22 protein-coding genes are annotated in these 25926 nt (G+C 69.4%); 11 read left to right on the plus strand and 11 right to left on the minus strand.

Going from position 1 to position 25926, the window contains the following annotated elements:
• The first annotated feature begins 29 nt into the window (after positions 1-29).
• Both ABZ909_RS03680 and ABZ909_RS03685 read left to right on the plus strand, forming a co-directional pair.
• Positions 30-500 (plus strand): GNAT family N-acetyltransferase, encoded by a 471-nt coding sequence (locus tag ABZ909_RS03680; protein WP_356996057.1) that lies wholly within the window; start codon positions 30-32, stop codon positions 498-500.
• Positions 501-502: 2 nt separating this feature from the next.
• Entirely contained in the window at positions 503-1363 is an 861-nt protein-coding gene (locus ABZ909_RS03685; protein ID WP_356996058.1) for a hypothetical protein, read from the plus strand.
• Between the two features lie 30 nt (positions 1364-1393).
• Here ABZ909_RS03685 and ABZ909_RS03690 read toward each other — a convergent pair whose 3' ends face one another.
• Genes ABZ909_RS03690 through ABZ909_RS03705 form a run of 4 tightly spaced genes read right to left on the minus strand, consistent with a single transcriptional unit; the run spans position 1394 to position 6245 of the window.
• The gene (locus ABZ909_RS03690) at positions 1394-2377 is read right to left on the minus strand and encodes an SCO2521 family protein (RefSeq protein ID WP_356996059.1); all 984 of its coding nucleotides are present in this window, start codon (positions 2375-2377) and stop codon (positions 1394-1396) included.
• 12 nt (positions 2378-2389) lie between these two features.
• On the minus strand, positions 2390-3439 hold the full coding sequence (locus tag ABZ909_RS03695; protein WP_356996060.1) for an SCO2522 family protein: 1050 nt from the start codon (positions 3437-3439) through the stop codon (positions 2390-2392).
• The gene (locus ABZ909_RS03700) at positions 3436-4368 is read right to left on the minus strand and encodes an SCO2523 family variant P-loop protein (RefSeq protein ID WP_356996061.1); all 933 of its coding nucleotides are present in this window, start codon (positions 4366-4368) and stop codon (positions 3436-3438) included. Before ABZ909_RS03700 ends, ABZ909_RS03695 begins: the two co-directional genes overlap by 4 nt.
• The gene (locus ABZ909_RS03705) at positions 4365-6245 is read right to left on the minus strand and encodes an SCO2524 family protein (RefSeq protein ID WP_356996062.1); all 1881 of its coding nucleotides are present in this window, start codon (positions 6243-6245) and stop codon (positions 4365-4367) included. The genes ABZ909_RS03700 and ABZ909_RS03705 overlap by 4 nt, the downstream gene beginning before the upstream one ends.
• A gap of 195 nt (positions 6246-6440) precedes the next feature.
• Between ABZ909_RS03705 and ABZ909_RS03710 the strand changes: the two genes are divergently transcribed.
• The 3 genes from ABZ909_RS03710 to ABZ909_RS03720 are packed head-to-tail and all read left to right on the plus strand — an operon-like array spanning position 6441 to position 9452.
• Positions 6441-7346 (plus strand): sugar ABC transporter permease, encoded by a 906-nt coding sequence (locus ABZ909_RS03710; RefSeq protein WP_356996063.1) that lies wholly within the window; start codon positions 6441-6443, stop codon positions 7344-7346.
• Positions 7336-8166, plus strand: a complete 831-nt coding sequence (locus ABZ909_RS03715; protein ID WP_356996064.1) for a carbohydrate ABC transporter permease — start codon at positions 7336-7338, stop codon at positions 8164-8166. The genes ABZ909_RS03710 and ABZ909_RS03715 overlap by 11 nt, the downstream gene beginning before the upstream one ends.
• A gap of 11 nt (positions 8167-8177) precedes the next feature.
• The gene (locus ABZ909_RS03720; protein WP_356996309.1) at positions 8178-9452 is read left to right on the plus strand and encodes an extracellular solute-binding protein; all 1275 of its coding nucleotides are present in this window, start codon (positions 8178-8180) and stop codon (positions 9450-9452) included.
• Between the two features lie 7 nt (positions 9453-9459).
• Here ABZ909_RS03720 and ABZ909_RS03725 read toward each other — a convergent pair whose 3' ends face one another.
• Positions 9460-10377 (minus strand): DNA-3-methyladenine glycosylase 2 family protein, encoded by a 918-nt coding sequence (locus ABZ909_RS03725; protein ID WP_356996310.1) that lies wholly within the window; start codon positions 10375-10377, stop codon positions 9460-9462.
• Positions 10378-10704: 327 nt separating this feature from the next.
• Positions 10705-13476, minus strand: coding sequence for an FAD-binding and (Fe-S)-binding domain-containing protein (locus ABZ909_RS03730; RefSeq protein WP_356996065.1), 2772 nt, complete (start codon positions 13474-13476; stop codon positions 10705-10707).
• A gap of 199 nt (positions 13477-13675) precedes the next feature.
• Between ABZ909_RS03730 and ABZ909_RS03735 the strand changes: the two genes are divergently transcribed.
• The 5 genes from ABZ909_RS03735 to ABZ909_RS03755 all read left to right on the plus strand — a co-directional run bounded on the left by ABZ909_RS03735 (position 13676) and on the right by ABZ909_RS03755 (position 19265).
• Positions 13676-15556, plus strand: coding sequence for an ABC transporter ATP-binding protein (locus ABZ909_RS03735; protein WP_356996066.1), 1881 nt, complete (start codon positions 13676-13678; stop codon positions 15554-15556).
• A 96-nt stretch (positions 15557-15652) separates the two neighbouring features.
• Positions 15653-16624, plus strand: a complete 972-nt coding sequence (locus tag ABZ909_RS03740; RefSeq protein WP_356996067.1) for a class I SAM-dependent methyltransferase — start codon at positions 15653-15655, stop codon at positions 16622-16624.
• Positions 16625-16802: 178 nt separating this feature from the next.
• A complete protein-coding gene (locus tag ABZ909_RS03745; protein WP_356996068.1) occupies positions 16803-17273 on the plus strand; it encodes a hypothetical protein in 471 nt (156 codons plus the stop codon).
• 51 nt (positions 17274-17324) lie between these two features.
• Positions 17325-18398 (plus strand): DNA polymerase IV, encoded by a 1074-nt coding sequence (locus tag ABZ909_RS03750; protein ID WP_356996311.1) that lies wholly within the window; start codon positions 17325-17327, stop codon positions 18396-18398.
• A gap of 30 nt (positions 18399-18428) precedes the next feature.
• Positions 18429-19265 (plus strand): enoyl-CoA hydratase-related protein, encoded by an 837-nt coding sequence (locus ABZ909_RS03755; RefSeq protein WP_356996069.1) that lies wholly within the window; start codon positions 18429-18431, stop codon positions 19263-19265.
• Positions 19266-19337: 72 nt separating this feature from the next.
• On the opposite strand, the gene ABZ909_RS03760 is transcribed toward ABZ909_RS03755, so the two are convergent.
• The gene (locus ABZ909_RS03760; protein WP_356996070.1) at positions 19338-20159 is read right to left on the minus strand and encodes an alpha/beta hydrolase; all 822 of its coding nucleotides are present in this window, start codon (positions 20157-20159) and stop codon (positions 19338-19340) included.
• Positions 20160-20299: 140 nt separating this feature from the next.
• On the opposite strand from ABZ909_RS03760, the gene ABZ909_RS03765 reads away from it, so the two are divergent.
• Entirely contained in the window at positions 20300-21292 is a 993-nt protein-coding gene (locus ABZ909_RS03765; protein ID WP_356996071.1) for an oxidoreductase, read from the plus strand.
• On the opposite strand, the gene ABZ909_RS03770 is transcribed toward ABZ909_RS03765, so the two are convergent.
• The 4 genes from ABZ909_RS03770 to lon form a co-directional block, all read right to left on the minus strand.
• Complete coding sequence (locus ABZ909_RS03770) at positions 21289-21990, minus strand: endonuclease/exonuclease/phosphatase family protein (protein WP_356996072.1); 702 nt, start codon at positions 21988-21990, stop codon at positions 21289-21291. The genes ABZ909_RS03765 and ABZ909_RS03770 overlap by 4 nt on opposite strands.
• Positions 21991-22095: 105 nt before the next feature.
• The gene (locus ABZ909_RS03775; RefSeq protein WP_356996073.1) at positions 22096-22467 is read right to left on the minus strand and encodes a DUF5073 family protein; all 372 of its coding nucleotides are present in this window, start codon (positions 22465-22467) and stop codon (positions 22096-22098) included.
• Complete coding sequence (locus ABZ909_RS03780; RefSeq protein WP_356996074.1) at positions 22464-23270, minus strand: heavy metal-binding domain-containing protein; 807 nt, start codon at positions 23268-23270, stop codon at positions 22464-22466. Before ABZ909_RS03780 ends, ABZ909_RS03775 begins: the two co-directional genes overlap by 4 nt.
• Positions 23271-23399: 129 nt before the next feature.
• On the minus strand, positions 23400-25856 hold the full coding sequence (gene lon / locus ABZ909_RS03785; protein WP_356996075.1) for an endopeptidase La: 2457 nt from the start codon (positions 25854-25856) through the stop codon (positions 23400-23402).
• Positions 25857-25926 lie beyond the last annotated feature (70 nt).

The raw sequence follows: 25926 nt of genomic DNA on the forward strand, positions 1-25926 counted from the left end.
ACTTGTGCCCGGGGTGGAGGGGAACACCGTTGTTGGCCTTCGAACAGCCGGACGATCCGGCGTGCCGGATCGCGTCACTGTCGGATCTGGACGCGATCCGCGCACTCGAGGTGGTCGAATTCGAGCATCTCGCCTATCCGTATTTCGTTCTCCGACAGCTCTTCGAGCTGCACGGGGCAAACTGGACGGTTGCCGAGGATGCGGGGGCGCTCTGCGGCTACGTGCTCACCGCCATCGACGGCGACAGCACGGCCTGGTTTCTCGGCTTCGCGGTGGCATCCGAGTGCCGGGGTCGCGGCCACGGCCGGGCACTGCTGGAAGCCGCTCTGGCCCAATGCCGTCAGGCCCGCGCCGAGCAGGTCTTCGTCACGGTGAAACCGGGCAATCGAATCGCCTACCACCTCTACAAGGAGGTCGGCTTCGTCTGGGCCGACCACGAGGCGGCCTACTTCGGCGCGGACGAGCCCCGAGATGTGCTGGTGCACAGGATTTATCATTGATCATGCTCGAGAAAAGCGCTCCGTCGTCGCCGTTCGTGACGGATATGAGCATGCGCATCGAGCGCCACGCCGACACCTACGCCGAGAACGTCACCGAATTCCTCGAGCAGCCGCACCGCCTCCGCCGCCGCGCCACCGAACAGCCGCTGCTGGACCTGTTCACCCGGCACACCGAGGCGGTGGTGGCGACCTACGATCCGCCCGGAATCCGCAGGGCCGGTGACAGTCTCGTCTTCGGCCACCTCTACGCGCCGGTCCTCGAACACACCGCCACCGCGGCACCGCAGCCGATGGCGGTCAACCAGCTGCTCGCGGCCCTCATCGCAGCCGAGGTGGAGTTCCGTGGGCCACTGCGCCTGAGCCGCACCCAGAATCGGCTGCTGGCCGAGGCCTACGAGCGGCTGGGCCGCCCGCTGGTGCAGGCTGGACTGCCCGCGCACGCCGCCCTGGCCTACCGCCGGGCCTGGAGTCTCTACCGGATCGACGAGGACACCGACGCCGAGGATCGCTGCGGCCTGGCCCTGGCCCGGGCGCGGCGGCTGGCGCAGCCGGCGGCCTGGCGGCGCGCCGGCGGCCTGGTCCCGGATCTCATCTGCGGCTACGGTTACCGGCCCTTCCGCATGCTGTGGTTCGTGGCGTTCCAGCTGCTGGTCTTCGTGGTGGCCGTCATGCTGCGGTCGGATCAGCCGCCGGCCATCACCGTGTTCCAGGTGTTCATGAACTACCTGAATCCGCTGGGCGTCGGCGATACCGACAATCTGCGGGTCGGCGGGCGCGTCGTGTTCGTGATCGAGAGCTATCTGGGCGCGGTCACCATGTCGGTGTTCTTCGCGCTGCTGGTACGCCGCTGGTTCCGGCTCTGATCCGGTCGCGCCGCCGGTCGGATCCGCCTCTCACCACTGGACGGTGCTGATCTTGGCGCTGCGCAGCGCCGCCAGGGTCGCCACCGCCAGCCGATCGCGCAGATGTCCCACCTGCGCGGTCCACTGCCGGGTGAAGCCCGGATCGGACTCCAGCCGCGTCCACAGTTCGCGCAGCCGGGGCGGGGTGTGGGCGCCCGGCATCCACAGGTGCACCAGCTGTTCCAGCAGCGGCGCCAGCTCGGCGGACGGATCGCGTTCGGGCGCGGGCCGATCCGCCTCGGACAGCGCGGCGCCCAGGGTGGACAGCAGCCAGTCGTGAACGGCCAGATCCTCGCAGAAGCGTTGCACCGCACCCAGATCCCGGGCGGTCGGCACCATGATCCGCACCGACCGGGTGTGCTCGTCCTCGAGCCGGAACGCGAACAGGGTGCGCCTGCGCACGGTGCCGCCCACCGGCGGCGCGACCCGTGCGGCCCAGCGCAGCCGGGTGGCACTGGACCGCACCGGCGGCTCCTGGTCCAGGCGGGGATCGGTGCGCACGCGGGTTAGCAGCCGGTCGCTGACCGAGCCCAGGTCCAGGGTGGTGGCGCCGGAGCCCTCCAGGAAGCCCTCGGTGAGATCGACGGCGGCCGCGGCGTCGTCGGTGATGCGGTGCCACACCTCCAGCGTCCCGACCTGATTCAGGTAGTGCGACCAGGGCCGCCGGTTCTTGTCGGCCGTCCGCACCACCGTGGAACAGGCCGAACTCTGCATCACCCGGCCGCCCACCAGGATCGCGTGCGCCGCCACCGTCCCGATGGCGCGGCTGTCCGATCCGGACACCGTGGCCAGCTTGCAGTCCACCCCGACGGCGGAACCCGGCGAAATCGCCAGGGCCAGCGGTCGTTCCCGTATCAGTACCCGCTGTCCGGGCAGCAATGACAGCAGCGCTGTCGCCTCCCGCGCCGCCAGGCCCCCCGCATTGGGCAGCAGTGCCGTACGTACCTCCCCCAGCAGCACCAGCGGATCACTCACCGGGCGGCCACCTCAGACGTCACCCAGGAAGATGTGGTTCAACCGATGAGTGGCCTGGCGCGGCACCTCCACCGGAATCCGTTCGCCCGCACCGCGTTCGGCGAGCTTGGCCTGCACATCGTCATCGAGTTGCAGGTGGTCGAGGATGACCCGCACGGCGTGCTCGATGCCCAGATAGCTGTAGGGCAGCACCGACAGCGCCCGATAGGCCGCGAAGGGTTTGGCCTTCGGATTCAGCTTCACCACCGCGGGCAGTCGGGACCAGTCGCTGGGCCACGGCTCCTCCCAGGGCACCGGTGCCGCCACCATGGAGCCCTCGTTGCGAATCAAACCCAGCCGCAGCAACTGCCAGATGGCGGCCAGGAAGGGGCAGGACCAGAGGATGTGCTCCACCTGCTGGTCGCCCTCTTCCTCCAGGCGGCGGCTCCACAGCTGCACATCCAGGAAGATGGAGTGATTGCGCGCACCGAATTCCTCCGGCGGCCGGTAACGCGAGATTCGCATGGCCTGTCCCGCATCGAATTCCGAGGAACGGCGGCCATTGCAGAGCCAGCCGGACTCGACGGTGGGCGGGCGGCGGCCGGTGCTGTCGCGTTCGGGTTCGGCGACGATGCGGGCGGCCATCATCTCCGCCAGCCGCACCGGCTCGCCGACCGGTTCGCCGTCCTGGAACGAGGGCACCTCGGCGCAGCCCGCCTCGCGCGCCAGATAGTCGATGCGCACGCCGCATTCCTCCGCCGCGGCCAGCAGTTTCTCCAGCACGTGGCGCGGGTCGGCGGTACGCCGGGCATCGCGCGGGCGGTTGGCGGTGCGGGTCCAGAAGTAGTCGTCGACCAGAAAGCAGGTGCTGACCCGCGCGCCCGCCCCGAATTCCGCTTCGGCCGCGGCGATCTGGGTCTGGACGATGGGCGCCACCTTGCGCAGCTGGGCGTGGATCCTGTCGACGCCGTTGACCAGCTCGTCCATATAGAAGTGCCCGACCTCGATGGACAGATGCGAGAGCGGTTGGCCGGCCACGCGATTGTGTTCGCCCGCCTCGCTGTAGTCGGTCGCGGAGCTCATCGGCGCACCTCCACCTGTTCCCAGACGGCGTCGTTCATGAGTTTTTCGGTGAGCAGGCGGAATGCGTCCACGGTCTCGGCATTGGCGACATGGGCGGCCACATCCACATCCAGGATCACCTGTTCCCGGCACTGCAGCATCGGTTCCACCGGGATCTTGCCCAGTATCCCGCTCTCGCCCATGCCGTGCCGGTTGGCCGCGCGGGTCAGGGTGTTGTGTTGTTCCTGTAGCCAGGCGGCCTGGGCCGGGCGGAGGCCGGCGGTCAGGTTGAGTTCGGGCACCGCGGTGCGGACGAAGCGCAGTGAATTCAACAGCTCGGCCCGGTCGTGTCCCCAGGCCTCGCCGACGGCCAGCACGCCGTGCTCGTCGTGGACCAGGCCGCGGGCGGCCGCGATGTGCTGGCGGGTCCAGCGGTGGAAGATGAGCCAGCGGCACACCGCGCGGGACAGCTGCGGGTGACGGGTCGCGCTGAGCGCGAGGGCCAGGGCGATGGATCGGCCCGCGCTCAGATCGACGAAGGTGACATTGAATTCCTGCTCGCAGGTGGCGAACAGCGCGGCGCAGCGATCGATCATGCGCTCGTCGAGCGTGGTGAACTCGGAGCCGCCGAGATCGCCGGGAAACAGCACCAGGCGGCCGGAGGGATGCCGGGACCGGCTCAATTCCATCCGGTCGGTCTCGGAGCGCACACTCAGCCGCGCGGGCGTCCCGTTCTCGTCGAGCAGATAGGCGTGCAGGCCCGTCCCGTCCCGGACCCCATTGTCGATCCGGCTGATCTCGAAAGTGCCGCCCGCGGTGGGGGATCCGAAATCGAAGTCCAGATAGGCGACCTTGTACCCCTTCATGCTCAGCCAGTAGGCCATATTGCAGCTGGTGACCGAGCGCCCGGTGCCGCCCTTGTCCGAAGAGGAGAACACGAGCACGGTCACACGCTCCTGGTGGCGTCGAACCGGGCGTAGGCGAGCTCGTCCAGTTCCAAGAGGGCCTGCGAGGCGAGACTGACTGCGGTACCGGGGCGCTCGTCGATGAGCGTGCGGGCCCGTTCGAGGCGCTGCTCGGCCAGGGCCAGGGCGGTGCGGCCGGCCGACACGTCGGTCTCGCTCAGCTCCAGCATCTCCCGGTTGAGCAGGTGCTCGGCCTCGGTCAGCAGCTCCATGGCGCGGGTCACCGAGGTCGGCGCCCGCAGCGGCGGTTCCCGGTACAGGCGCGCGGCGGTCACCATGCACTCGACCACGCGCTCGGTGAGATACCAGGAGGGCAGGTGGTTTTCGGGGCCACCGAAGATCCGGCTGGGATCGTCCCACAGGCCGGTGGCCGGTCCTTCGCGGAAGGCGCGCAGGTCGAGGTGGTCCATGGTGGCCTGGGCCAGCGTCATCAGCTGGTCGCGGGTCTCGATGGTGCCGGAGAGCCGCGCGGCCTGCAGGGTGCGTTTCAAGAGGACGGTGGCGTAATCGGAGACCGTCCACAGCAGCAGCGGACCGTCCAGCTCCTCGCTGCCCAGCAGGCGCAAACTCACGCCCGGCGTGTGCATGGTGCGGGCCGGATCGTCGGCGGTGAAGCGGCGCACAATGCGGCCGCGGCGGGCCAGCTCGTCGAAAATCGTTGCGGCACGGTCGAGATCGTCGTCATTGGCGTCGCGGTTGAGCAGATCCTGCATGAGCACCGCGGAGACGACGAGACTGAAGTAGTCCGATTCCTCGCCGTCGGAGGTGCGCCACGGAATGTCCTCGAGCGGCCAGCGACCGGTGCCGAAGCGCGCCACCGCCGCCCAGTAGCGTTGGGCCAGATCCCAGCGCAGCTGCAGGGCCTCGGCCAGGCGGCGCTGCTGGCCGTTCAGCAGGTCGAGTTCACGGGTGCGCACCGAGGTGAGGTCGTTGATGCCGTCCAGCGCCACCACGGTGAAGTGCAGGTAGGGCCGGGCGACGGCATGACCGGGCTGATCCGCGACGGGCATGTCCACGAAGTCGATGGGCGCGGCCTTGCGCACAATGGCCCAGCTCCAACCACATTCGAACAGCATGTCGCCGCTGTCCAGGTCGACGCCCTCCACCTGGCTGAGGGTGGCGTCGTTGCGCAGCCGGATCCGCACCCGGTCCAGGCGCTGCTGCACGGCGTGCACCACCGCGTCCGGGGAACCGCCGGTCTGGTTGAGCATCGACAGCATGGCCTGCCCGGCAGCGGATTTGGGCGAGACCGTATTCACCACGAAGCTGCGGATCAGGCCCACCATGGCGGCGGTGAGCCGGACATTGATGAGCGCGTCGAGCTCCTCGATGCGCGGGCCCAGTTCCACGGCGAGCTTGATCCGCCGGCCGACGGCCAGTTCGGCGACCGGGCCGCTGAATCCGCGCAGGAACTTCAGCGCTGCCAGGCACAGGGTCAGCGACATGGAATAGGAGTCGACGACCTCGAGCGTGCGCTGCGTCGGGGTCGGCTCGACGCCGTCGGAGGAGGCCAGGTAGCTGCCCGCGGCGAAGTTGGGCAGGGCAACGGCGGAGTCGGGGTCGCGGTCGGTGTGCCGGTCGATGTACTGCTCGAGCAGCCAGACCACGCGCTCGCCTATCCGCAGGCCATTGTCGCCGAGGGGCGAGAGCACGTCGCGGATGTCGTCGGCGATCTCGTCGGGATGCTCCAGCCCGAAGCCGTCGATCTCGGTCGCCGGATACAGCAGGCACAGCAGCTGTTCGGCGTCGCTGATGGAGTTGGAGCCGTCGCGGCCGCCCCACACCCACTCGCCATCCTGATAGCAGGCGGTCAGCAGCGACCGCCAGACTCCGAGGATCTGTTCCCGTGGCTTTATTCTCATCGACGCCGTCCCCTGCCCTGTCGTGGCCAGCCTCGCCGTCATAGCTATGAACGAGCGCGGCACAAACTATCATGCGCCGCCGCCCGGCACGGGGTGGGACGCAGTCTCGAAATCGCATCGCGCACAGGGCAATATCGGGCAGATCGGGCGTGTGAGGGCGCGGCCGCCGGGAGCGGGCCGGTAGCGTCGCTGATCATGGATCGGACGGTTCGCCGCGGTTCGGCCCGGCGCAGACAGGCGGCGGTGGGCTATGCGCTGCTGCTGCCGAGCCTGATCGGGGTCGGGTGTTTTCTGCTGGTGCCGATCGCGGTGGTGTTGTGGCTGAGTGTGCACAGCTGGAATCTGCTGGGGCCCATCGAATTCACCGGGGCGAGCAATTGGCGGTCGGTGCTGGGGGATCGGCAGTTCGGGCATTCGCTGCTGGTGACGCTGGCGTTGACGGCGCTGGTGGTGCCGGTGCAGACGGCGCTGGGGTTCGCGGTGGCGGCCGTGCTGGCGCGGCGCGGGCGGGGCGGAACCGTATTGCGGGTGGTGTACGCGCTGCCGTGGATGTGTGCGCCGGTCGCGGTGGGGGTGGTGTGGCAGTGGATCTTCGCACCCACGGGTGGGGCCTTGAACGCGCTGCTGGGGCGGCGGATGGAGTGGCTGAGCTCGCCGACGCTGGCGCTGCCGGCGGTGGCCGCGGTGATCGTGTGGATGAATGTCGGTTATGTGGCTTTGTTTTTCGTGGCTGGGATCAGAGCCATACCCGGGGAGATCCTGGACGCCGGCGCGCTGGACGGGGCCACCGGCTGGCGGCGCATTCGCTGGCTGATTCTGCCGCTGCTGCGCCCGACCATGTTCTTCGTGCTGGTCACCGGGGTGCTGAGCGTCTTCCAGACCTTCGACGCGGTGTACGCGCTCACCCGGGGCGGGCCCGACCACCACACGGATGTGGTTGCCATGCGGATGTATTCGGAGGCCTTCGAGTCCGCGCGTCCGGGGCGGGCCGCGGTCATGGCGGTGGTGGTGTTCGCGGTCCTGTTCGTGATCACGGTGGTGCAGCACCGATACTTCCGGGATCGCACCGAGCGCGGGGAGGTGGAGCGTTATGAGTACTGATCGGCGGGCGGCGGCCCGGACCCTGGCGGCGTACACGGTGCTGATCCTGGGGGCGCTGCTGACGGTCGCCCCGCTGGTGCTCAGCGCCCTGACCGCGGTCAAGACGCCGAAGCAGTTCGCGAGCGAATCCGCCCTGGCCACACCGCATCCCGCGACGCTGGACAACTTCCGCACGGTGCTGGACCAGGGGCTGGGCCGGGCGGTCGCGGTCACCGCCCTGATGACGGTCTGCGTCACCTGCGGGCAGCTGGTCACCTCGACCATGGCGGCATACGCCTTCGCGCGCACCATTTTTCCCGGTCGTGACGTGCTGTTCTGGGTGTATCTCGGGACCATGATGGTGCCCGGTGCGGTCACCCTGGTGCCGCTGTATCTGATGTTCGCGAAGCTGGGCTGGCTCAACAGCTTCTGGGCACTGGTGCTGCCGTTCCTGTTCGGCTCGCCGTACGCGATCTTCCTGCTGCGCCAGTACTTCCGGGCCATTCCGGGGGAGATCATCGACGCGGCTCGGATGGACGGGGCTTCGACCCTCGACATACTGGTGAGCGTCGTGGTGCCGATGAGCCGACCGATCCTGGCCACGCTCGCCGTCATCACCGTGGTGTCGCAGTGGAACAGCTTCATGTGGCCGCTGGTCGCCGCGTCGGGTCCGAAGTGGCAGGTGCTGACGGTAGCCACGGCGACCATGCAGACGCAGTACAACGCCCAGTGGACGCTGATCATGGCCGCCTCCACGCTGGCGATCGCTCCATTGGTGCTGTTGTTCATGGTGTTCCAGCGGCAGGTCCTGGCCTCCATCGCGGTGACGGGGATCAAATGACAGGCATCCGGATCAAGGATTCGACCCGGGCCGTGCTCGGTCTGGTCGTGGTCGCCTTGCTGCTGGTGGCCGCGGCCCTGTGGCTGGGCCGCGACGCGGCGAGCGACGGGCGCACGGTGGTGCGGCTGCGGATCTGGGATCAGAGTTTCGTCTCCGCGTATCGGGCCTCGCTGGACGATTTCCAGCGCGCCAATCCCGATGTCGAGGTGCGAATCACGCTGGTGCCGTGGGCTTCTTACGCGCAGAAGCTGCGGCTGGATGTGGCCGGCGGGATCGCCGACGACCTGTTCTGGACCAACCTCTACGAGGACTACGCCGACAGCGGGCACCTGATGGATATCGGTGCGGCACTGGGACCGCAGGCGGCCCGAGCCTGGGACCCGCAGGCCGTCATGCAGTACACGCGCGGCGGAAAGCTTTGGGCGGTACCGCAATTCGTGGACGGCGGGACCGCCGTGTACGTGAACCTGGACCTGCTGGCACAGGCCGGGGTCGATGCGGGCGAGGTCACGGCGGCACGCTGGAGCCCCGACCCGGCGCGGGATACCTTCCGACCCCTGCTGCGGCGATTGGCCCCGATGTCGGAGTGGCCGTACAACGCCGCCAACGACTTTCAATCCATCACCCTGCCGTACCTGGGCTCGGCGGGCGGACAGCTCCAGCGCGACGGCCGGTTCGCCTTCGATTCTCCGCCAGGGCGGGACGCCTTCGGCTACACGGTGGGGCTGGTGGCCGACCGGCTCTCCCCCTCCGCCGCTGACACCAATACCAGCGGCGACTTCGCCAAGAACGCCTTCCTGCAGGGCCGCATGGCGCTGTTCCAGTCGGGCAGCTTCAATCTGGCCACGATTGCCCAGAATGCAGGATTCCATTGGGGATTGGCCATGATTCCCGAGGGCCCGGCCGGGCGGGTGAGCGCCAACAATGCCATCGGCCTCGCGGGCAATGCCGCCACCCCGCACCCCGCGGCGGTGCGGCGGGTGCTGGCCTGGCTCGGCAGTGCGGCGGGCAACCGCTACCTCGGTATCGACGGGGCCACGATTCCGGCCGTGGTGTCCGAACAGCAGGTGTACCGGGACTACTGGACCCGGCACGGAGTAGACGTGTCACCGTTCTTCGATGTGTTGCGCGGCAAGGAGATCGCGGCAGGCGGTGGCGCGGGATTCCCGGCCGCGCTGGAGGCCATGACGCCGATCCTCGACGATATGTACCTGGGCCGCACCCCCGTCCCGGACGCGCTGGCCCGGGCGCAGCGGGAGGGCGACGCGGCGGCCGCCAGGCAGTGATCGGCGCTCAGATGCGACTGTGATCGGTGTAGGGCGTGCGCGGGCCGAACTTGGGTTTGCGCGCGAACCCGGCCAGGCCCAGCAGCCGCACCGCGCGATACCGGTGCGGGCGCAGGGGTTCCAGGTACTCGACCATCTCGTCGTCATCGATCGGCCGACCGAGCAGCGTCCAGCCCACGGTGGCCGCGAGATGGAAATCGCCCACCGACAGGGCATCCGGATCACCGAAGGCGCGCTGGGCGATCTCGGCGGCCGTCCACACCCCGATCCCGGGCACGGTGCGCAGCCGCTGCGCGGCGTCGGCGTGGCCCAGCCCGGCGGCCTGCTCCAGCTTGGGCGCGATACGCGCCGCCAGCACAATGGTTTTCGAGCGCTGTGGTCCGACATTGGCGCGGTGGTAGACCCAGGACGGGATATGGCGCCAGGTCTCGGCGTCCGGCATGATCCGCAGGCCCTGCGGGGCCGGACCGGGGGCGGGAGTTCCATAGCGCCACACCAGTTTCCGCCAGGAGTCGTGGGCGGTCCTGGTGTGCACCTTCTGCTCCAGCACCGCCGGGACCAGCGCCTCCCACACCAGCCCGGTGCGCAGCATGCGCAGGCCCGGATTGCGGCGGTGCGCCTCGGCGACCTTGGGGTGTTCGGGGGCGAAATCGCTGAGGTCCTCGTCCAGGCAGAGCATGCCGGGGAGCCCCGCCAGGAACTCCTCCGCGCCCGGGCCCCACGCGCGAGCGTCGACCGTCTGCCGATCGAGTTGCCGCAGCCGGTAGGTGACCTCCCCCGAGGGCAGGCGGGAGGCGTGCCAGTGCGAGCCGTCGGGGGTCTCGCGGTGACAGGGATCGCCGAAGCCGCGGCGCAGCGGGGAGATGGTGGCGGCCAGATCCAGCGGCCGATCCGAGCGGAGGGTGCGGGCGCGCTCGACAGTCATCCGATCGATCGCGGGCGGCGCTGAAGTCACCGCGCCATTCTATTGTTAACGCGAAGATCGCAGGCAGCGATGATCAGTCCGATTATCTTGGTTTCCCAGCAAATAGGTAGCACCCGCCACTGGAGGTACTCAGCGTGATCACCAACCTGATCAATTTCCTGCTCGGTGTCTGGGGAAACGTTTTCGCCGGTAGTAGTGGATACCAGATTACGCCCGGCACGCTGTCGTTCGGCAGCTGAAGATGATGGAAGGGGCACCCGCCAGGGCGGGTGCCCCTTCGCCTGTACCGATCATGGCCGTTCCGTGCCGATTTCCGGCCTGTGCCGACTACGGCCGGTCCAGCAGGAACTGGGCCAGATGGCGGGACGGGCGGCCCGCCAGCTGCGCGGCCTGGGTACGGCAGGAGAAACCGTCGGCTATCAAGATCGAATTCGCGGGCGCCGCACGCAGTGCCGGAAGCAGGCCGTTCTCGGCGACCGCGACCGATATGTCGTAGTGGCCTCGCTGCATTCCGAAATTCCCAGCAAGCCCACAGCATCCAGTGATCTCGATCACTTCCGCACCGGTGCCGCGCAGTATTCGGCGATCGGCCGCGAACCCCAGCACGGCGTGCTGATGGCAGTGCGGCTGCACCAGCACGGTGTGGCCACTGCGGTCCGGCGGCCGCCAGCCGGGCTCGCCCTCCAGGAATTCCGACAGGGTGCGCACCGCGCCCGCCACGGCGGCCGCCCGCGGATCCGCGGGCAGCAGGCGCGGGAGATCGTCGCGGAGCGCCGCCGTACACGACGGTTCCAGCCCGACCACCACCCCACCCGCGCCGACATGCGCGGCCAGGGCATCGACGGTGGCGCGCAGTCGCTTCCGCGCGCCGTCCAGCTGGCCGGTGCTGATCCAGGTGAGACCGCAGCAGACCCGGGAGCCGGGGATGCGCACGCGATGACCCAGTGATTCGATCAATTCCACGGCGGCACCGGCGATCTCGGGATCGAAGGCGTCGGTGAAGGTGTCGATCCACAGCATCACCCCGGGTGCGGAGTCGCCGGTGGTCACCGGCTGCTGCCAGGAACGCCGAAAACTCCTGTGCGCCACCGTGGGCACCTCGCGACGCGGATCCATTCCGGACAGCCGCAGGCCGAGGCGGCGCAACGGCCCGACCGCACCGAGCGCATTGACCAGCCGGGGGAGCCGCGTCGCCGGCCCGAGCCACCGCGGCAGCCGGCCCAGGGTGTAGTGGTCGATCGGGCGCGGCCTGCGCCGATAACGGCGGTACAGGGTCTCCGACTTGTAGGTCGCCATGTCGACGCCGGCTGGGCAATCGGCCTGACATGCCTTGCAGGACAGGCAGAGATCCAGCGACTCGGAGACGGCCTCCGAGCGCCAGTCCAGCGCGCCCCGGACCACCTCCTGCAGCACCCGGGCCCGGCCGCGGGTGCTGTCCTTCTCGTCGGCGGTGGCCAGATACGACGGGCACATGAACCCGCCCGCCGCGTGGGTGTCGGCACGGCACTTGCCGACCCCGACGCAGCGATGCACGGCCGTGGCCAGATCGCCGTCGGCGGGGAAGGCGAAACCACCGGTCGTGGGCAGCGGGCGCAGCCCGGCCAGGCGCAGGTCGGCATCGATCGGGCGGGGATACACGAGCACACCGGGATTCAGCACGGCGTCGGGGTCGAACAGCGCCTTGAAACCCGCGAAGGCATCGAGGGCTTCCCGGGAGTACATGAACCGCAACAGATCCGAGCGCGCCCGCCCGTCGCCGTGCTCACCCGAGAGCGAGCCGCCGAACCGCACCACCTGCCGGGCGGCGTCCTCGAGGAAGCTCCGGAAGTGTTGCGGCGCATCGGCTATCGGCAGATCCAGGCGCACATGGATGCAGCCGTCACCGAAATGGCCGTAGAGCAGGCCGTCCAGGCCGTGGTCCCGGATGAGCGCCTCGAACTCACGCAGATAGTCGCCGAGGCGGTCGGGTGGCACGGCGGCGTCCTCCCAGCCCGGCCAGGCCGGGCGACCGTCGGAGGTGCGACCGGCCAGACCGGCGCCATCGGCACGGATGCCCCACAGCGCCTGTGCCTCGGCGCGATCGGTGACCAAGCGTGAGTCCAGCGCGTGCGCGCTCCCGAGTAGCAGCTCCGCCTTGTCCCGTGCCTGTTCCGGTGTCCCACCGTCGATTTCGATCAACAGCCAGCCGCCGCCGCGCGGCAGGTCGGGCACCCCGCCGCGATGGGCACGCACCACGTCGACCAGGCGCGCGTCCATGCCCTCCACGGCAATGGGCCGCACCGCCATGATCGCGGCGATATCGTCCGCGGCCGTCGGCATATCCGGGTAACCGAGCGCCACCAGCACGGTCGCCGCGGGCACCGGAACCAGCCCGACGGTGGCGTCCAGCAGCAGCCCGCAGGTGCCCTCGGTGCCGACGAAGGCCTTCGCCACCGACGAACCGCGTTCCGGCAGCAGATGTTCCAGCGCGTATCCGGACGCCTGCCGCTCGAACCGGCCCAGCTCGGTGCGAATGAGCGCCAGCTGGGTGCGGGTGAATTCGGGCAGGCCCGCGAGCACGGACAGGTCCGCGCCCAGGGTGCGCTCGATGCCCATCCCGTCGAGAATCCGCAACTCGCGCACCGTATCCGAGGTGCGGCCCCAGGCCACCGCACGCGGACCGCAGGCATTGTTGCCGATCATCCCGCCCAGCGTGCAACGGTTCTGAGTGGACGGGTCCGGGCCGAAGCGCAGCCCGTGCGCGCCCGCGCGCCGCTGCAGCGCGGCCAGCACCACCCCGGGCTGCACCCGTGCGGTGCGGCTCTCGGGATCGAGGTCGAGGACGGCGTTCATATGGCGGCTGAAGTCCAGCACCAGACCCGGTCCGATGGCATTGCCCGCCACCGAGGTGCCCGCCCCGCGCGCGGTCACGGTCAGCCCTTCCGCGCGCGCCACGTCCAGGGTCGCCCGCACATCGGCCGCATCGCGCGGGAAGACCACGCCGCGCGGCGGCACCCGGTAGTTCGAGGCGTCCGAGGAGTACTCGGCCCGGCGCCGCGGGCCGGTGTCGACCTCACCGGTGATCGCCCCGCGCAACGCTCGCTCCCACGCCTCGCTCACGCCCCAACCCTATGCGCGCCATCGCGAGGCTTCACTGATTCGGCCCGGGGGCGGGACTGATTCGGCCCGGGAGACCGGCGGCGGATTTCGCTCAGCGCGAACCTCTGGGCTGGGCGGATGGGCTTGATCTCAACCTTTGTTTAGGTATTAGTGTCGGTGGTGCGGGGTTCGATGGACCCCGGACCGGTAAGGAGCGGGGATGAGTATCGAATCCGTGGCGTGGAATCAGCTGTATCGGCAGATGAACGCGCCCACAGAGCAGCGACCGCTGCGGTTGGCCACTGCCCGGCGGATCCTCGCCTTCGCGCGACCGCACCACCGGCAGCTGGTGGCGTTCCTGGTATTCAGCATCGTGTCAGCGCTGCTGGCGGTGGCGACCCCGGTCCTGGCCGGGCGAGTGGTCGACGCCATCGTCGGGCACGGCACTCCGCGCACGGTGATCACGCTGGCCGCGATCATCGCGGTGGTCGCGGTGCTGGATGCCGGGTTGGGGTTGGTGATCAGGTGGTTGTCGGCGCGCATCGGAGAGGGGCTCATCTTCGATCTGCGCACCGCGGTGTTCGATCACGTACAGAAGATGCCGATTGCGTTCTTCACGCGCACCCGGACCGGCGCACTGGTGAGCCGGCTCAACAATGATGTTATCGGGGCGCAGCGGGCCTTCAGCACCACACTGTCCGGGGTCGTCACCAACCTGGTCACCCTCGCGCTCACCCTGGCCGTGATGCTGCGGCTGTCGTGGCAGATCACCCTGCTCGCGCTGGTCCTGCTGCCGGTCTTCGTGGTTCCCGCCCGGCGCATGGGCGAGCGGCTGGCCGGCATCCAGCGCGAGGCGGCCGGGCTGAACGCGGCCATGAGCACCCAGATGACCGAGCGGTTCTCCGCGCCGGGCGCGACGCTGGTCAAACTGTTCGGGCGGCCGCGGCAGGAGTCCGCGGAGTTCGGGCTGCGGGCCGGGCGGGTGCGGGATATCGGGGTGCGCACGGCCATGCTGCAGACGGTGTTCGTCACCGCGCTCACCCTGGTCTCGGCGCTGGCGCTGGCCCTGGTCTACGGGCTGGGCGGCTATCTCGCGCTGAAGGGTGAGCTGGAACCCGGTGCGGTGGTGGCGCTTTCGCTGCTGCTGACCCGGCTGTACTCGCCGCTCACCGCGCTGGCCAGTGCCCGAGTGGATGTGATGTCGGCGCTGGTCAGCTTCGAGCGGGTCTTCGAGGTGCTGGATCTGAAACCGCTGATCGAGGATTCACCACTGGCGGTGCCGGTACCCCAAGGCCCGGTGGCCGTGGAGCTGGACGGCGTCACCTTCGGCTACCCTTCGGCCGACAAGGTCTCGCTGGCCTCGCTGGAGGATGTGGCCACCCTGGACACGCGCGGCGGCGAGGAGGTGCTGCACGATGTCTCGCTGCGAGCCGAGCCCGGGCAGATGGTGGCGCTGGTCGGTTCCTCCGGGGCCGGGAAATCCACCATCGCGCAATTGGTCTCGCGGCTCTACGACGTGGACTCCGGTGCGGTGCTGCTGGGCGGCATGGATGTGCGTGAGCTGACCGGGCAGTCGATTCAGGACACCGTCGGCCTGGTCACCCAGGACGGGCACCTGTTCCACGACACCATTCGCGCCAATCTGCTGCTCGCCCGCCCCGCGGCCGCCGAGGACGAGCTGTGGGATGCACTGCAGCGCGCCCGGTTGCGCGAGCTGATCGAGTCGCTGCCCGACGGCCTGGACACCGTGGTCGGTGAGCGCGGCTATCGGCTCTCCGGCGGAGAACGCCAGCGTTTGACCATCGCCCGGCTGCTGCTCAAGCAGCCGCGGGTGGTGATCCTGGACGAGGCCACCGCCTCGCTGGACTCGACCTCCGAGGCCGCCGTGCAGGAGGCGCTGGCCGAGGCCCTCGACGGCCGCACCGCGCTGGTCATCGCACACCGGCTGTCCACCATCCGCAATGCCGACCAGATCCTGGTGCTCGAGCACGGCCGCATCGTGGAGCGCGGTACGCACACCGAACTACTCGCCGCGGACGGCCGCTACACCGAGCTCTACCGCACCCAGTTCGCCGATTCCGGCGCCTCGGTGACAGTCTGATCGGACCGGACGCTCGGCAGTCTGATCGGACCGGGCACCTTGCCGGATCGGCAAATGGATTCGAGCCGGCCGGGTGCGCACCGATAGCGTCGGAGCATGAGCGCTCATTCGCACGAACAGGCAGTCACGCACGGACATCCGCATTCCCACGGTCACGGACATGGGCACGGCCACGGCCACGGCCACACCCACGACGGGATCGACTGGGCGGCGATGGTCGACGATCTCCGGCGCGATGACGCCATGTCGGCCGACGCCAATGCCGAGATCGCGCGGCGGCTGGTCGCCCTGATTCCGGCCGGTACGGAGGCGACCGTGCTGGACATCGGCGCAGGAGCCGGCGGCCAGAGTGTGGCGTTCGCGCGGGAACTGCTGGCTCGCGGCGGCGGGAGTCTGGTGATCGTGGACGCGGTGCCGGAGCTGCTCGAGGCTGCCGAGCAGGCCGTGAAGGTCGCGCTGGACGGGGACGATCGGGTGCGGGTGCGGACCGTGCACGCCGATGCCGCGGCGGCGGACTTCGGCGCCGGGATCCCGGCCGCGGATCTGGTGTGGGCCTCGCGCATGGTGCACCACCTGCCCGATCAGCAGGCGGGCACCGCGCGCCTGGCCGGGCTGCTGCGTCCGGGCGGCTGGCTGGCGCTGGCCGAGGGCGGGCTGTCGATGCGTTGCCTGCCTTGGGAACTCGGCGTGGGCGCGCCCGGACTCCAGGACCGGCTGCTCGCCCTGCGTGACGCGGGCTTCGCCCAGATGCGGGCGGACATCACCGCGGCGACCCCCATGCCCTATGGCTGGAATGTGGCGTTGAGCCGGGCCGGGCTGGCCGACGCGACCTCCTTCAGCGTGCTGATCGATCACCCCGCGCCGCCCGCGCCGGCCGTGCGCGACCGCGTCGTCGCCTGGCTGGGCGGCTTGAGCGAGCGGGTCGGCGAACGCATCGGCGATGATGATCGGGCCACCTTGGCGGCGCTGCTGGATCCGGCCGCCGACACCTACATCGGTGCGCGCGAGGACATTTACATTCTCGGCGCCACCACGGTCTTCCTCGGCCGCCGCCAGCCGCCGCGGTGACCGCGCGCGGGGCGGGTCCGCGTTCGGGCACGATCGTGATCTGGCCGTGCCCGAACCGACACCGTGTTGTGGCCGCAGCGGCCGCTCCGACGTCCCGAAATGCCCTGCTATGCGGCATAATTCGAGCTCCCATGGCATAACCCACATGATCGTTTCACATGCCGGGGGAGGAGTTTCGGTGACCCGTACCAAGGAGCAGCGGCAGACGTCCGCGACCCGTGTCGACGATATCGAGCGCATGTTCGGCGCCCGCCGATATCAGCCCACCGCCGACACCCCTGCCATGGAGCTACGGGTGACGAGCGGCACCAAACGCACCGACGACGACTGGCTCGTCCCCAAACAGCTGGTGGCCGACTGTGTTTCGGGCAAGCTGGTGCTGGACTTCACCCGCGCCCGGTGCTCACGGCGGGAAATCGACATCCGGGTCGAGGTCGATGCGGGGGCGATCGTGCTGATCGTGCCGCGCGGCTGGCGGGTCGACACGGACGGCGTCCAGCCGGGCGCCGGCTCGGTGGCCAACCGGGTCAAGCTGCCGCGATTCCCGGGCGCGCCGCTGATCCGGGTCACGGGTCAGGTGGACACCGGTGCGGTGAAGGCGCGCTACGCCTATCGCTCGCCGCTCAGGTGGTTGCACCGCTCCCGCTGACCGTTTCCGCAGATCCCGGCACTTCGGGAGACCATGCGGTATGACGGAGGGGTGACGCGCTGGCTGCTGCACGTCGACCTCGACCAATTCCAGGCCGCGGTCGAGTTCCGGCGGCACCCGGAGCTGCGCGGGCAACCGATCATCGTGGGCGGGAACGGCGATCCGGTCGAACCCCGCAAAGTGGTGTCCTGCGCGTCCTATCCCGCCCGGGCCTTCGGGGTGCGGGCGGGCATGCCGTTGCGCACGGCCGCGCGGGTCTGCCCCGACGGCGTCTTCCTGCCCCAGGACCTCACCAGCTACGCCGAGGCGTCCGAGGAGATCATGGCACTGCTGCGGACCTTCCCCGGCCGGGTCGAGGTGCTCGGTTTCGACGAGGCGTTCCTGGCGGTGGACACCGAGGACCCCGAGGAACTGGCGCGCGAGATCCGGTCCGCCATCGCGGAATTGGAGCTGACCTGCGCGGTCGGCATCGGGGACAACAAGACCCGGGCCAAGCTGGCCACCGGTTTCGCCAAGGCGGTGGGCAAGTCGGCGCGGCCGGCCGACGAGCCGCCGGGGGCGGACACCGGAACCGGAATCTTCCGGCTGACCAGGGACAACTGGGTCGATCTGATGGCGCACCGGCCCACCTCCGCGCTGTGGGGCATCGGCGCGCGCATCGCGAAACGCCTGAGCGGCTTGGGGATCGAGACCGTGGCCGACCTGGCCGCCGCCGACCGGACCGTCCTCGCGGCCGAGTTCGGGCCCAATACCGGGCCGTACCTGTGGGTCCTGGGGCACGGCGCGGGCGACACCGATATCGCCGAGCCGCGAGAACCGGTGGGCCACAGCCGTTCCGAGACCTTTCCGCAGGATCTCACCGAACGTGCCGAGATCGACGCGGCGGTGGTGCGGCTGGCCACCCAGGTGGCCGAGGAGACCCTCGAGGCCGGGCGGGCCGTCGGGCGAGTCAGTGTCACCGTGCGCACCAAGACCTTCTTCACCCGCAGCAAGCAGCGGAAGCTGACTGCGCCCACCGTCGATGTGGACGAGATCGTGCAGACCGCGCTGGAAGTACTGCATACCTTCGAGCTCGATCGGCCCATCCGGTTGCTCGGGGTCCGGGTCGAGTACGCCATGCTGTGATCCAGGTTCCACCCGACGGAAGGCACTCGAATGAACTCAGCATCGCGCAGCGATTCCCACAGGGGTGGCGGCGGGGAGACGGGCGGGCACGACTACGAGAACATCCTGTTCGAGCTCGACGGCCCGATCGCCCGCATCACGCTGAATCGGCCGAATGCCGCCAATGGCATCGATCAGGCGCTCGCGGGGGAGCTGGAGCGCGCGGCCGCCTACTGCTCGGAGGATCCGGTGGTGAAGGTCGTGGTGCTGACCGCGGCCGGACGGTTCTTCTCCGCGGGCGGCGACGTGCGGGCCATGGCCGCCAGCGGGGACACCGGGGCATTCATCGAGAAGCTGGCCGGGACCCTGCACCGGGCGGTGTCGGCGCTGGCGCGGATGGACGCGCTGCTCATCGTGGGTGTGAACGGCACCGCGGCGGGCGCGGGCATGAGCCTCGCGGTGGCCGGTGATCTGGTGGTCGCCGCCGAGTCCGCCGCCTTCACCATGGCGTACACCAAGGTCGGCCTGAGCCCCGACGGCGGCGCGTCCTACTACCTGCCGCGGATCATCGGCCTGCGCAGGACCCAGGAGCTGATGCTCACCAACCGCACCCTGTCCGCCGCCGAGGCGCTGGAGTGGGGTCTGCTGCACCGGGTGGTGCCCGATGCCGAGCTGACCGACGCCGTCGAGGCCCTGGCGCAGGAATTCGCCGCCGGCCCCAAGGGATCCAACGCCAACGTGAAGAAGCTGCTGCTGGTGTCCTCGCGGCACACCCTCGAGGAGCAGCTGGACACCGAGGCGGCCTTGATCACCCGCTGCGCGGATTCCGCCGACGGGCAGGAGGGCATCGCCGCGTTCACCGGCAAGCGCGCACCGAAGTTCGCCTGAGGACAACGGGTTTCGCCCCCGGCCGAGGCCGGGGGCGAGTCATGCCGGGGCTCTCGGGCCTCGAGTTCGCCGTCAGCCCTTGATGAAGTCGAGGATCTCGGCGTTCACCTCGGCCGCGTGGGTGATGTAGAGACCGTGCCCGGCGTCCGGGTACTCCTTCAGCACCGCGTGCGGGGCCAGCTTCACGACCTGGCGGCTCGCCACATCGATCAGGATGGACTGGTCCGGAATGCCGTGCAGCAGCAGCGTCGGGACGGTCAGCGCGGCCACATCCGGGCGGTGATCGGTGGTGAACGCTTCGCGCTGCATGACCTGGGTCGCGTACGGCGAGGCCGACAGGCAGCGCCTGATCTCCTCGTCGATGACCGCCTGCGTGATGCCCGGACGCAGATGCGTGGCGAAATAGCCCTGGGACCGCTCGACGAACCACTTGGGCCGGTCGGTCCGCAGCTGTTCCAGCAGGCCCTCCAGCGCCTCGACCGGGATGCCGATCGGATTGTCGTCGGTGAGCATCATGAACGGAATCGCCGGGGCCAGCAGCGCGATTCGCGCCACCCGATCGGAACCGTGCCGGCTCAGGTAGCGCACCGTCTCGCCGCCGCCCGCCGAGTGCGCCACGATGGTGAGATCCCGCAGGTCGAGGTGCTCGATCAGGGCGGCGACGTCGTCGGCGCGGGTGTCGACGTCGTAGCCGGTGGACGGGGTGTCCGAGCGGCCATGGCCGCGCCGGTCCATCATGACGCAGCGGTAACCCTGCGCCAGGAAGTAGTGCATCTGGTATTCCCACTGGTTGCTGTCGAGCGTCCAGCCCGACACGAACAGAATCGGGGTGCCGGAGCCGAAGTCCTGGTAGTAGAGGGTGGTGCCGTCGGTGGTGGTCTGGAAAGTCGGCATATCTGCTGCGCTCCTTCGCATTTCGATCGCTGATTCGACAATCGCAAAGTGCGGGAACGAAAGCGATTACCTGCCGGGTAACGGACGCGATCGGTCCGGAAGGTAGCGCGTCCGTGCAGGTGGCGACCTATGCTCGGGACATGGAGTTCCAGGCGATGGTGGCACACGAAACGGACAGTGGGATCGCCCTCATCCGGGAGGAGGTCGCCGACGACTTCCTCATGCCGGGCGATGTGACGATCAAGGTGCACTTCTCGAGCGCCAACTACAAGGACGGGCTGGCCATCACCCCACGCGGCGGCGTGGTGCGGCAGTATCCGCTCATCCCGGGCATCGACCTCACCGGTGAGGTGGTGGCCTCCACCGATCCGGAATTCGCGCCCGGCGACCTGGTCGTCGCGCACGGCTACGACATCGGCGTGGCCCACCACGGTGGTTTCGCCGAGTACGCACGTATTCCGGCCGGGTGGGTGGTGAAGCTGGACGGCCTGGCCCCGCGCGAGGCGGCGGCCATCGGCACCGCCGGCTACACCGCGGCCATGAGCGTGCAGGCGCTACTCGACCGCGGCCTCACCCCCGACTCCGGTCCGGTGCTGGTCACCGGCGCGACCGGCGGCGTCGGCAGTGTGGCGGTGGATATCCTGTCCGGGCTCGGATTCGAGGTGGTGGCCTCCACCGGCAAACTCGGTGCGGGCGAACTGCTCTCGGCGCTCGGCGCCGCCTCGGTCATCGGCCGGCAGCCGGGCGAGGGGGAGAAGCTGCGCGCGCTCGGCAAGGCGCAGTGGGCGGCCGCCGTCGACAGCGTGGGCGGGACCTCGCTGGCCCACATTCTCAGCACCGTCAAATACGGTGGCGCGGTGGCGGTCTCGGGTCTGACCGGCGGCTCCGACCTGCCCACCACGGTCATGCCCTTCATCCTGCGCGGCGTGTCCCTGATCGGCATCGACTCCGCGCACTTCCCGATCACCCAGCGCCGTGAACTGTGGGCGCGGCTGGCCAAGGACCTGAAGCCCCGGCATCTGTCGCTGCTGGAGAATTTCGCACCCATCACCGAGGCGGAGTCGGTGCTGCGCTCCATCCTGGACGGAACCCACTCCGGCCGAACGATTCTCGGGGTCGCGGGGGAGTTCTAGCCGACGATCGCGTGCACGAGGTTGTGGTCGGACGCCCCGGCCACATCCTCGACCGCGACGCCGCGCACGGGCACGCCGCGGGTGACCACATGATCGATGAACTGGGATTTCGAACCGGCCGTCCGGGGCCGGGTGGGAACGGAATCCGGCGGAAATCCAGGGATGGTGAAGCCCTCGCCGAGGGCGGCGGCGAGATCTTCCCGGCCGACATTGAAGTCACCGAGCAAGACTGCCGGGCCGTCGCCGGCGACGGCGGCCAGGCGCTCGAACTGGCCGGCGCGGCGCCGGTCCCCGCTCACATGGGTGGCGATGATCAGAATGCCGTCGATCTCGGCTGCCAACAGGCCTTTTCCCGGATCGACCGCGTGCGGCTCCGCGGTGACGAGCCGGCTCGGCCCGCGCACGATCAGCACGAGATGCTCGGAGCGGTCCGTCAGGGTGTTGGGCACCCGGCGCGGGTTCGGAATGCGCGGGTAGTCGAGAACGTGAAAGGTCCGGTCGGGCAGCGCCTCTCGCAGACTCGCCAGCTGATCGCCGCTGACCTCCTGGAGCGCGATGACCGCTTCGGGCCGGGCCGCGACCGCGGCGGTCACGATCGCGATCCGCTTCGCCTCCTCCGGCCAGCGCGCGGCCATCTCGCTCTCCCAGTTGTCGGCATGGACGCGGTGCAGGACGTTCCAGGTGGCAATGGTGATCACCCACGCACCCTACGAGAAACCAACTGACCGTGCGGGTTTCGTTTCATGTGAAACAAAGGATATTCGCCGGTCGGTTGCCAAACCGGCCCACACGCGATGGTCAGCTCAGCCCGCGCCTGCCAGAACGTCCAGCGCCGCCGAGAGGTGGGGCAGCGCGGTCGGACCGTACGAGGCGGCGATCTCGGCGAGCGCCCGGGCCAGGTGCGGGGCGATGGTGGCGGCCGGCAGCAGCTCCTCGGCCAGCACGATGCCGCCCACCACATGGGCCGCGCGAATCCGCTCGTCGGAGGTGACCTCGTAACGCCACGAACCGATTTGGACCCGCTCCGGCTCGGAGCTGAACAGGGATTTGCGGGGCGGTGTCCGGGTCACCCCGGGGACGCCCGCGAAGACGGTGAAGACCAGTCCGAGGCCGCCCGGGCCGCCGAGCGCGGCATTGATGGCGCGGGCGGCGGCCCCGGTATCGAAATCGCTCACGAGTTCATGCCGAGGGTGAACTGCGGAATGATCGGGTCGCCGTCCCCGATGCGGCGGATGGCCGTGCCGGAGGCATAGAACTCGACCGTGTGATATCCCCACGCGTAGTTGGAGATATCGACGCTGACGCCGGTCACGCCGTTCGCGCCGTCTCGTTCGGCCTCGGCCTGCATGCGGGACATGGCCAGCTCACGGGCCTGATAGTTGCCCTGGGTCCACTGGGGCATCTCCATATTGCGGCCCATCTGGCTGAGCATCTGCCGGAAGCCCTGCACCGCAACGTGGAACACACAGTTGCCCATGACGAAGGCGACCGGAGCGTAGCCGGTGCGCATCAACGTCACCATGTCCTGCCCCGAGAGGTGACTGGTGAAGGCCTGCCCGTTCGGCCGCCGATAGCTGCCCGGCGATTTCGCGAACCGCACCGCGGTCCCCACCGCGATGAACTCCAGATGCTCCATCGATTCCCCGTGCTGCCGCCACTCCAGCCGCACCCCCACGACCCCGTCGGCCTTGAGCGAGTCCGCCTCGGCCTGCATGCGCGACATGGCATTCCACCGCGCCCGATAGGTGGCCTCGGTCAGTACCGGCAGCTCCTGCTGCTGCCGGATTCCGGTGAACTGGAACCCGACGTGATAGACGGACACGCCCATCACCAGGTCGATGGGTTCGAAGCCCGCCCCGTGCAGCAGCGCGAACTCGTTGACCGACAGATCCGAGGTGAAGATCCGGTTCGCGTGCGAAAGCCGCTCGCCCGCGACTTGATCGAGCTGGTTCGGTTGACTGGGCTGGTTCGGTTGCATGTGGTTCGCCCTCCGTCGGATCCCCGGTGGATCCCTAACGAGGGTACGACCCGGTCTGGTTCGGGGCCTGCCGAAATGGCCGGGAGCCGTGCGTGTTTACAGAACACGCACGGCTCCCGTCTCACTGCATCAGGCGGTCGCGCTCAGCGCACGGCCGTCGTAGGCCGGTTCGGCGACCGGCTCGATGGCGTAGGCCAGGATCTCGGCCACGTCGGCGACGGGGCGGACATCCAGGGCGGCCAGCACCTCGGCGGGGACCTCGTCCAGGTCCGGCTCGTTGCGGGCCGGGATGAACACGGTCTTCAGGCCGGCGCGCTGGGCGGCGAGCAGCTTCTGTTTCACGCCGCCGATCGGCAGCACCCGTCCGTTCAGCGTGACCTCGCCGGTCATGCCGACATCCGCGCGGACCTGGCGGCCCAGGGCCAGCGACACCAGGGCGGTGACCATGGTGACGCCCGCCGACGGACCGTCCTTCGGGACCGCGCCCGCCGGGAAGTGGATGTGGATATTGCGATCCAGCACCCTCGGCTCGATGCCGATCTCCTCCAGGTGGGAACGGACGTAGGTCAGGGCGATCTGCGCGGACTCCTTCATGACGTCGCCCAGCTGACCGGTGAGGGTCAGTGAGCGGTCGCCCTCGGCGGCATTGGCCTCGATGTAGAGGACGTCGCCGCCCGCGCCGGTCACGGCCAAACCGGTCGCGACGCCGGGGACCGCGGTGCGCTCGACCCCGTCGGGGGTGAAGCGCGGACGGCCCAGGTAGTCCTCGAGGACACCCAGTCCGATCACCAGCTTGCCGGAACCGCTTGCGGCCGGACCGGATTCGGCGTCGTAGCCCAGCTCGCTGTCGTAGCCCAGGCCCTCCGGCACGAATTCGCCCTTGCTGACCAGGCTTTCGGTCTCGGCGATATCCGCCGATTCCGACAGCTTGGTCGCCGCCTTGCGCAGCGCCTTGGCGATCAGCCGCTCCAGCTGCCGCACCCCGGCTTCCCGGGTGTAGTTCGCGGCGATCTCGCGCAGCGCCTCATCCGTGATCGAAACCTCCTCGGCGGTAAGAGCGTTGCGCTCCAGCTGCCGCGGGATCAGGAAGTCGCGGGCGATGGCCACCTTGTCGGCCTCGGTGTAGCCGTCCACGGTGATCAATTCCATGCGGTCCAGCAGCGGGCCGGGGATCGTCTCCATGACGTTCGCGGTCGCGATGAACAGCACGTCCGACAGGTCCAGATCCAGGTCCAGGTAGTGGTCGCGGAACGTGTGGTTCTGCGCCGGGTCCAGGACCTCCAGCAGGGCCGCCGCGGGATCGCCGCGGAAGTCCGAGCCGACCTTGTCGATCTCGTCCAGCAGGACAACGGGATTCATCGATCCCGCCTCCTTCATGGCACGCACGATGCGGCCGGGCAGCGCGCCCACGTAGGTGCGCCGGTGACCGCGGATCTCGGCCTCGTCGCGCACGCCGCCCAGGGCGACGCGAACGAACTTGCGGCCCAGGGCCCGTGCCACCGATTCACCCAGCGAGGTCTTGCCGACTCCTGGCGGACCGACCAGCACCAGCACCGCGCCGGAACCGCGACCGCCCACGACCTCCAGGCCGCGCGCGGCGCGCCGGGAGCGGACGGCCAGGTACTCGACCATGCGGTCCTTGACCTCGTCCAGGCCGTGGTGATCGGCGTCCAGCACCGCGCGAGCGGCCGAAACATCGGTGGAGTCAGTGGTTTTCACGCTCCACGGCAGTTCCAGCACGGTGTCCAGCCAGGTGCGGATCCAGCCCGTCTCCGGGCTCTGATCGCTGGAGCGCTCCAGGCGACCGACCTCGCGGAGGGCGGCTTCCTTCACGTCCGCGGGCAGGTCGGCGTTCTCGACGCGGGTGCGGTAGTCCTCCGCGCCGTCCGGCTCGTCCTCGCCCAGCTCCTTGCGAATCGCGTTGAGCTGCTGGCGCAGCAGGAATTCCCGCTGCTGCTTCTCCATGCCCTCGCGGACATCCTCGCTGATCTTCTCGGTGATCTCGGTCTCGGCGATGTGCTGAGTGGTCCACTCGATCAGCTTGCGCAGCCGCGCGGCGGTATCCGGGGTGTCCAGGATCTCGCGCTTCTGCTCATTGGTCAGATACGACGCCCAGCCGGACGCGTCGGCCAGGGTGGACGGATCGTTCATCTGGTTGACCGCGTCGATGACCTGCCAGGCCTCACGGCGCTGCAGGACCGACACGACCAGCTTCTTGTATTCGGCCGCAAGCTCTTTGGTGCGTCCGTCCGAGACTTCCGCGATCTCGACCGGTTCGGCCTCGACCCAGAGCGCCGCGCCCGGTCCCGTCACGCCGTGGCCGATCTTGGCCCGGCTCTCCGCCTTCAGCACCGCCGCGGGAGCACCGCCGCGCATCCGGCCGACCTGTTCGATGGTGGCCACGACGCCGTAGGCGGCGTACCCCTCATCGAGGCGCGGCGCGACCAGCACCTGGTTGACCTTGCCCGCGCGGGCGGCATCGATGGCGGCCTGCGACGACTCGTCCAGCTCGATCGGCACGACCATGCCGGGGAGCACGATCGGATCGGTCAGGAACAGGACCGGCAGGTTCGTTGGTGTAGTCACGTCTTCGACCCCTTCCAAGGTTGAGCGTTACCTACTCAACCCGGGGGGTATACCGATTGTTCCGGACCGA

Source organism: Nocardia sp. NPDC046763, from assembly GCF_040645495.1.
In the GTDB taxonomy this organism is placed as follows: domain Bacteria; phylum Actinomycetota; class Actinomycetes; order Mycobacteriales; family Mycobacteriaceae; genus Nocardia.

Bases quoted from the DNA above. Each gene is read 5' to 3' on its own strand.
- ABZ909_RS03685 (WP_356996058.1), top strand. From the start codon at position 503: ATGCTCGAGAAAAGCGCTCCGTCGTCGCCGTTCGTGACGGATATGAGC.
- ABZ909_RS03695 (WP_356996060.1), bottom strand. From the start codon at position 3,439: ATGAGCTCCGCGACCGACTACAGCGAGGCGGGCGAACACAATCGCGTG.
- ABZ909_RS03705 (WP_356996062.1), bottom strand. From the start codon at position 6,245: ATGAGAATAAAGCCACGGGAACAGATCCTCGGAGTCTGGCGGTCGCTG.
- ABZ909_RS03710 (WP_356996063.1), top strand. From the start codon at position 6,441: ATGGATCGGACGGTTCGCCGCGGTTCGGCCCGGCGCAGACAGGCGGCG.
- ABZ909_RS03715 (WP_356996064.1), top strand. From the start codon at position 7,336: ATGAGTACTGATCGGCGGGCGGCGGCCCGGACCCTGGCGGCGTACACG.
- ABZ909_RS03725 (WP_356996310.1), bottom strand. From the start codon at position 10,377: ATGACTGTCGAGCGCGCCCGCACCCTCCGCTCGGATCGGCCGCTGGAT.
- ABZ909_RS03735 (WP_356996066.1), top strand. From the start codon at position 13,676: ATGAGTATCGAATCCGTGGCGTGGAATCAGCTGTATCGGCAGATGAAC.
- ABZ909_RS03740 (WP_356996067.1), top strand. From the start codon at position 15,653: ATGAGCGCTCATTCGCACGAACAGGCAGTCACGCACGGACATCCGCAT.
- ABZ909_RS03755 (WP_356996069.1), top strand. From the start codon at position 18,429: ATGAACTCAGCATCGCGCAGCGATTCCCACAGGGGTGGCGGCGGGGAG.
- ABZ909_RS03760 (WP_356996070.1), bottom strand. From the start codon at position 20,159: ATGCCGACTTTCCAGACCACCACCGACGGCACCACCCTCTACTACCAG.
- ABZ909_RS03765 (WP_356996071.1), top strand. From the start codon at position 20,300: ATGGAGTTCCAGGCGATGGTGGCACACGAAACGGACAGTGGGATCGCC.
- ABZ909_RS03780 (WP_356996074.1), bottom strand. From the start codon at position 23,270: ATGCAACCGAACCAGCCCAGTCAACCGAACCAGCTCGATCAAGTCGCG.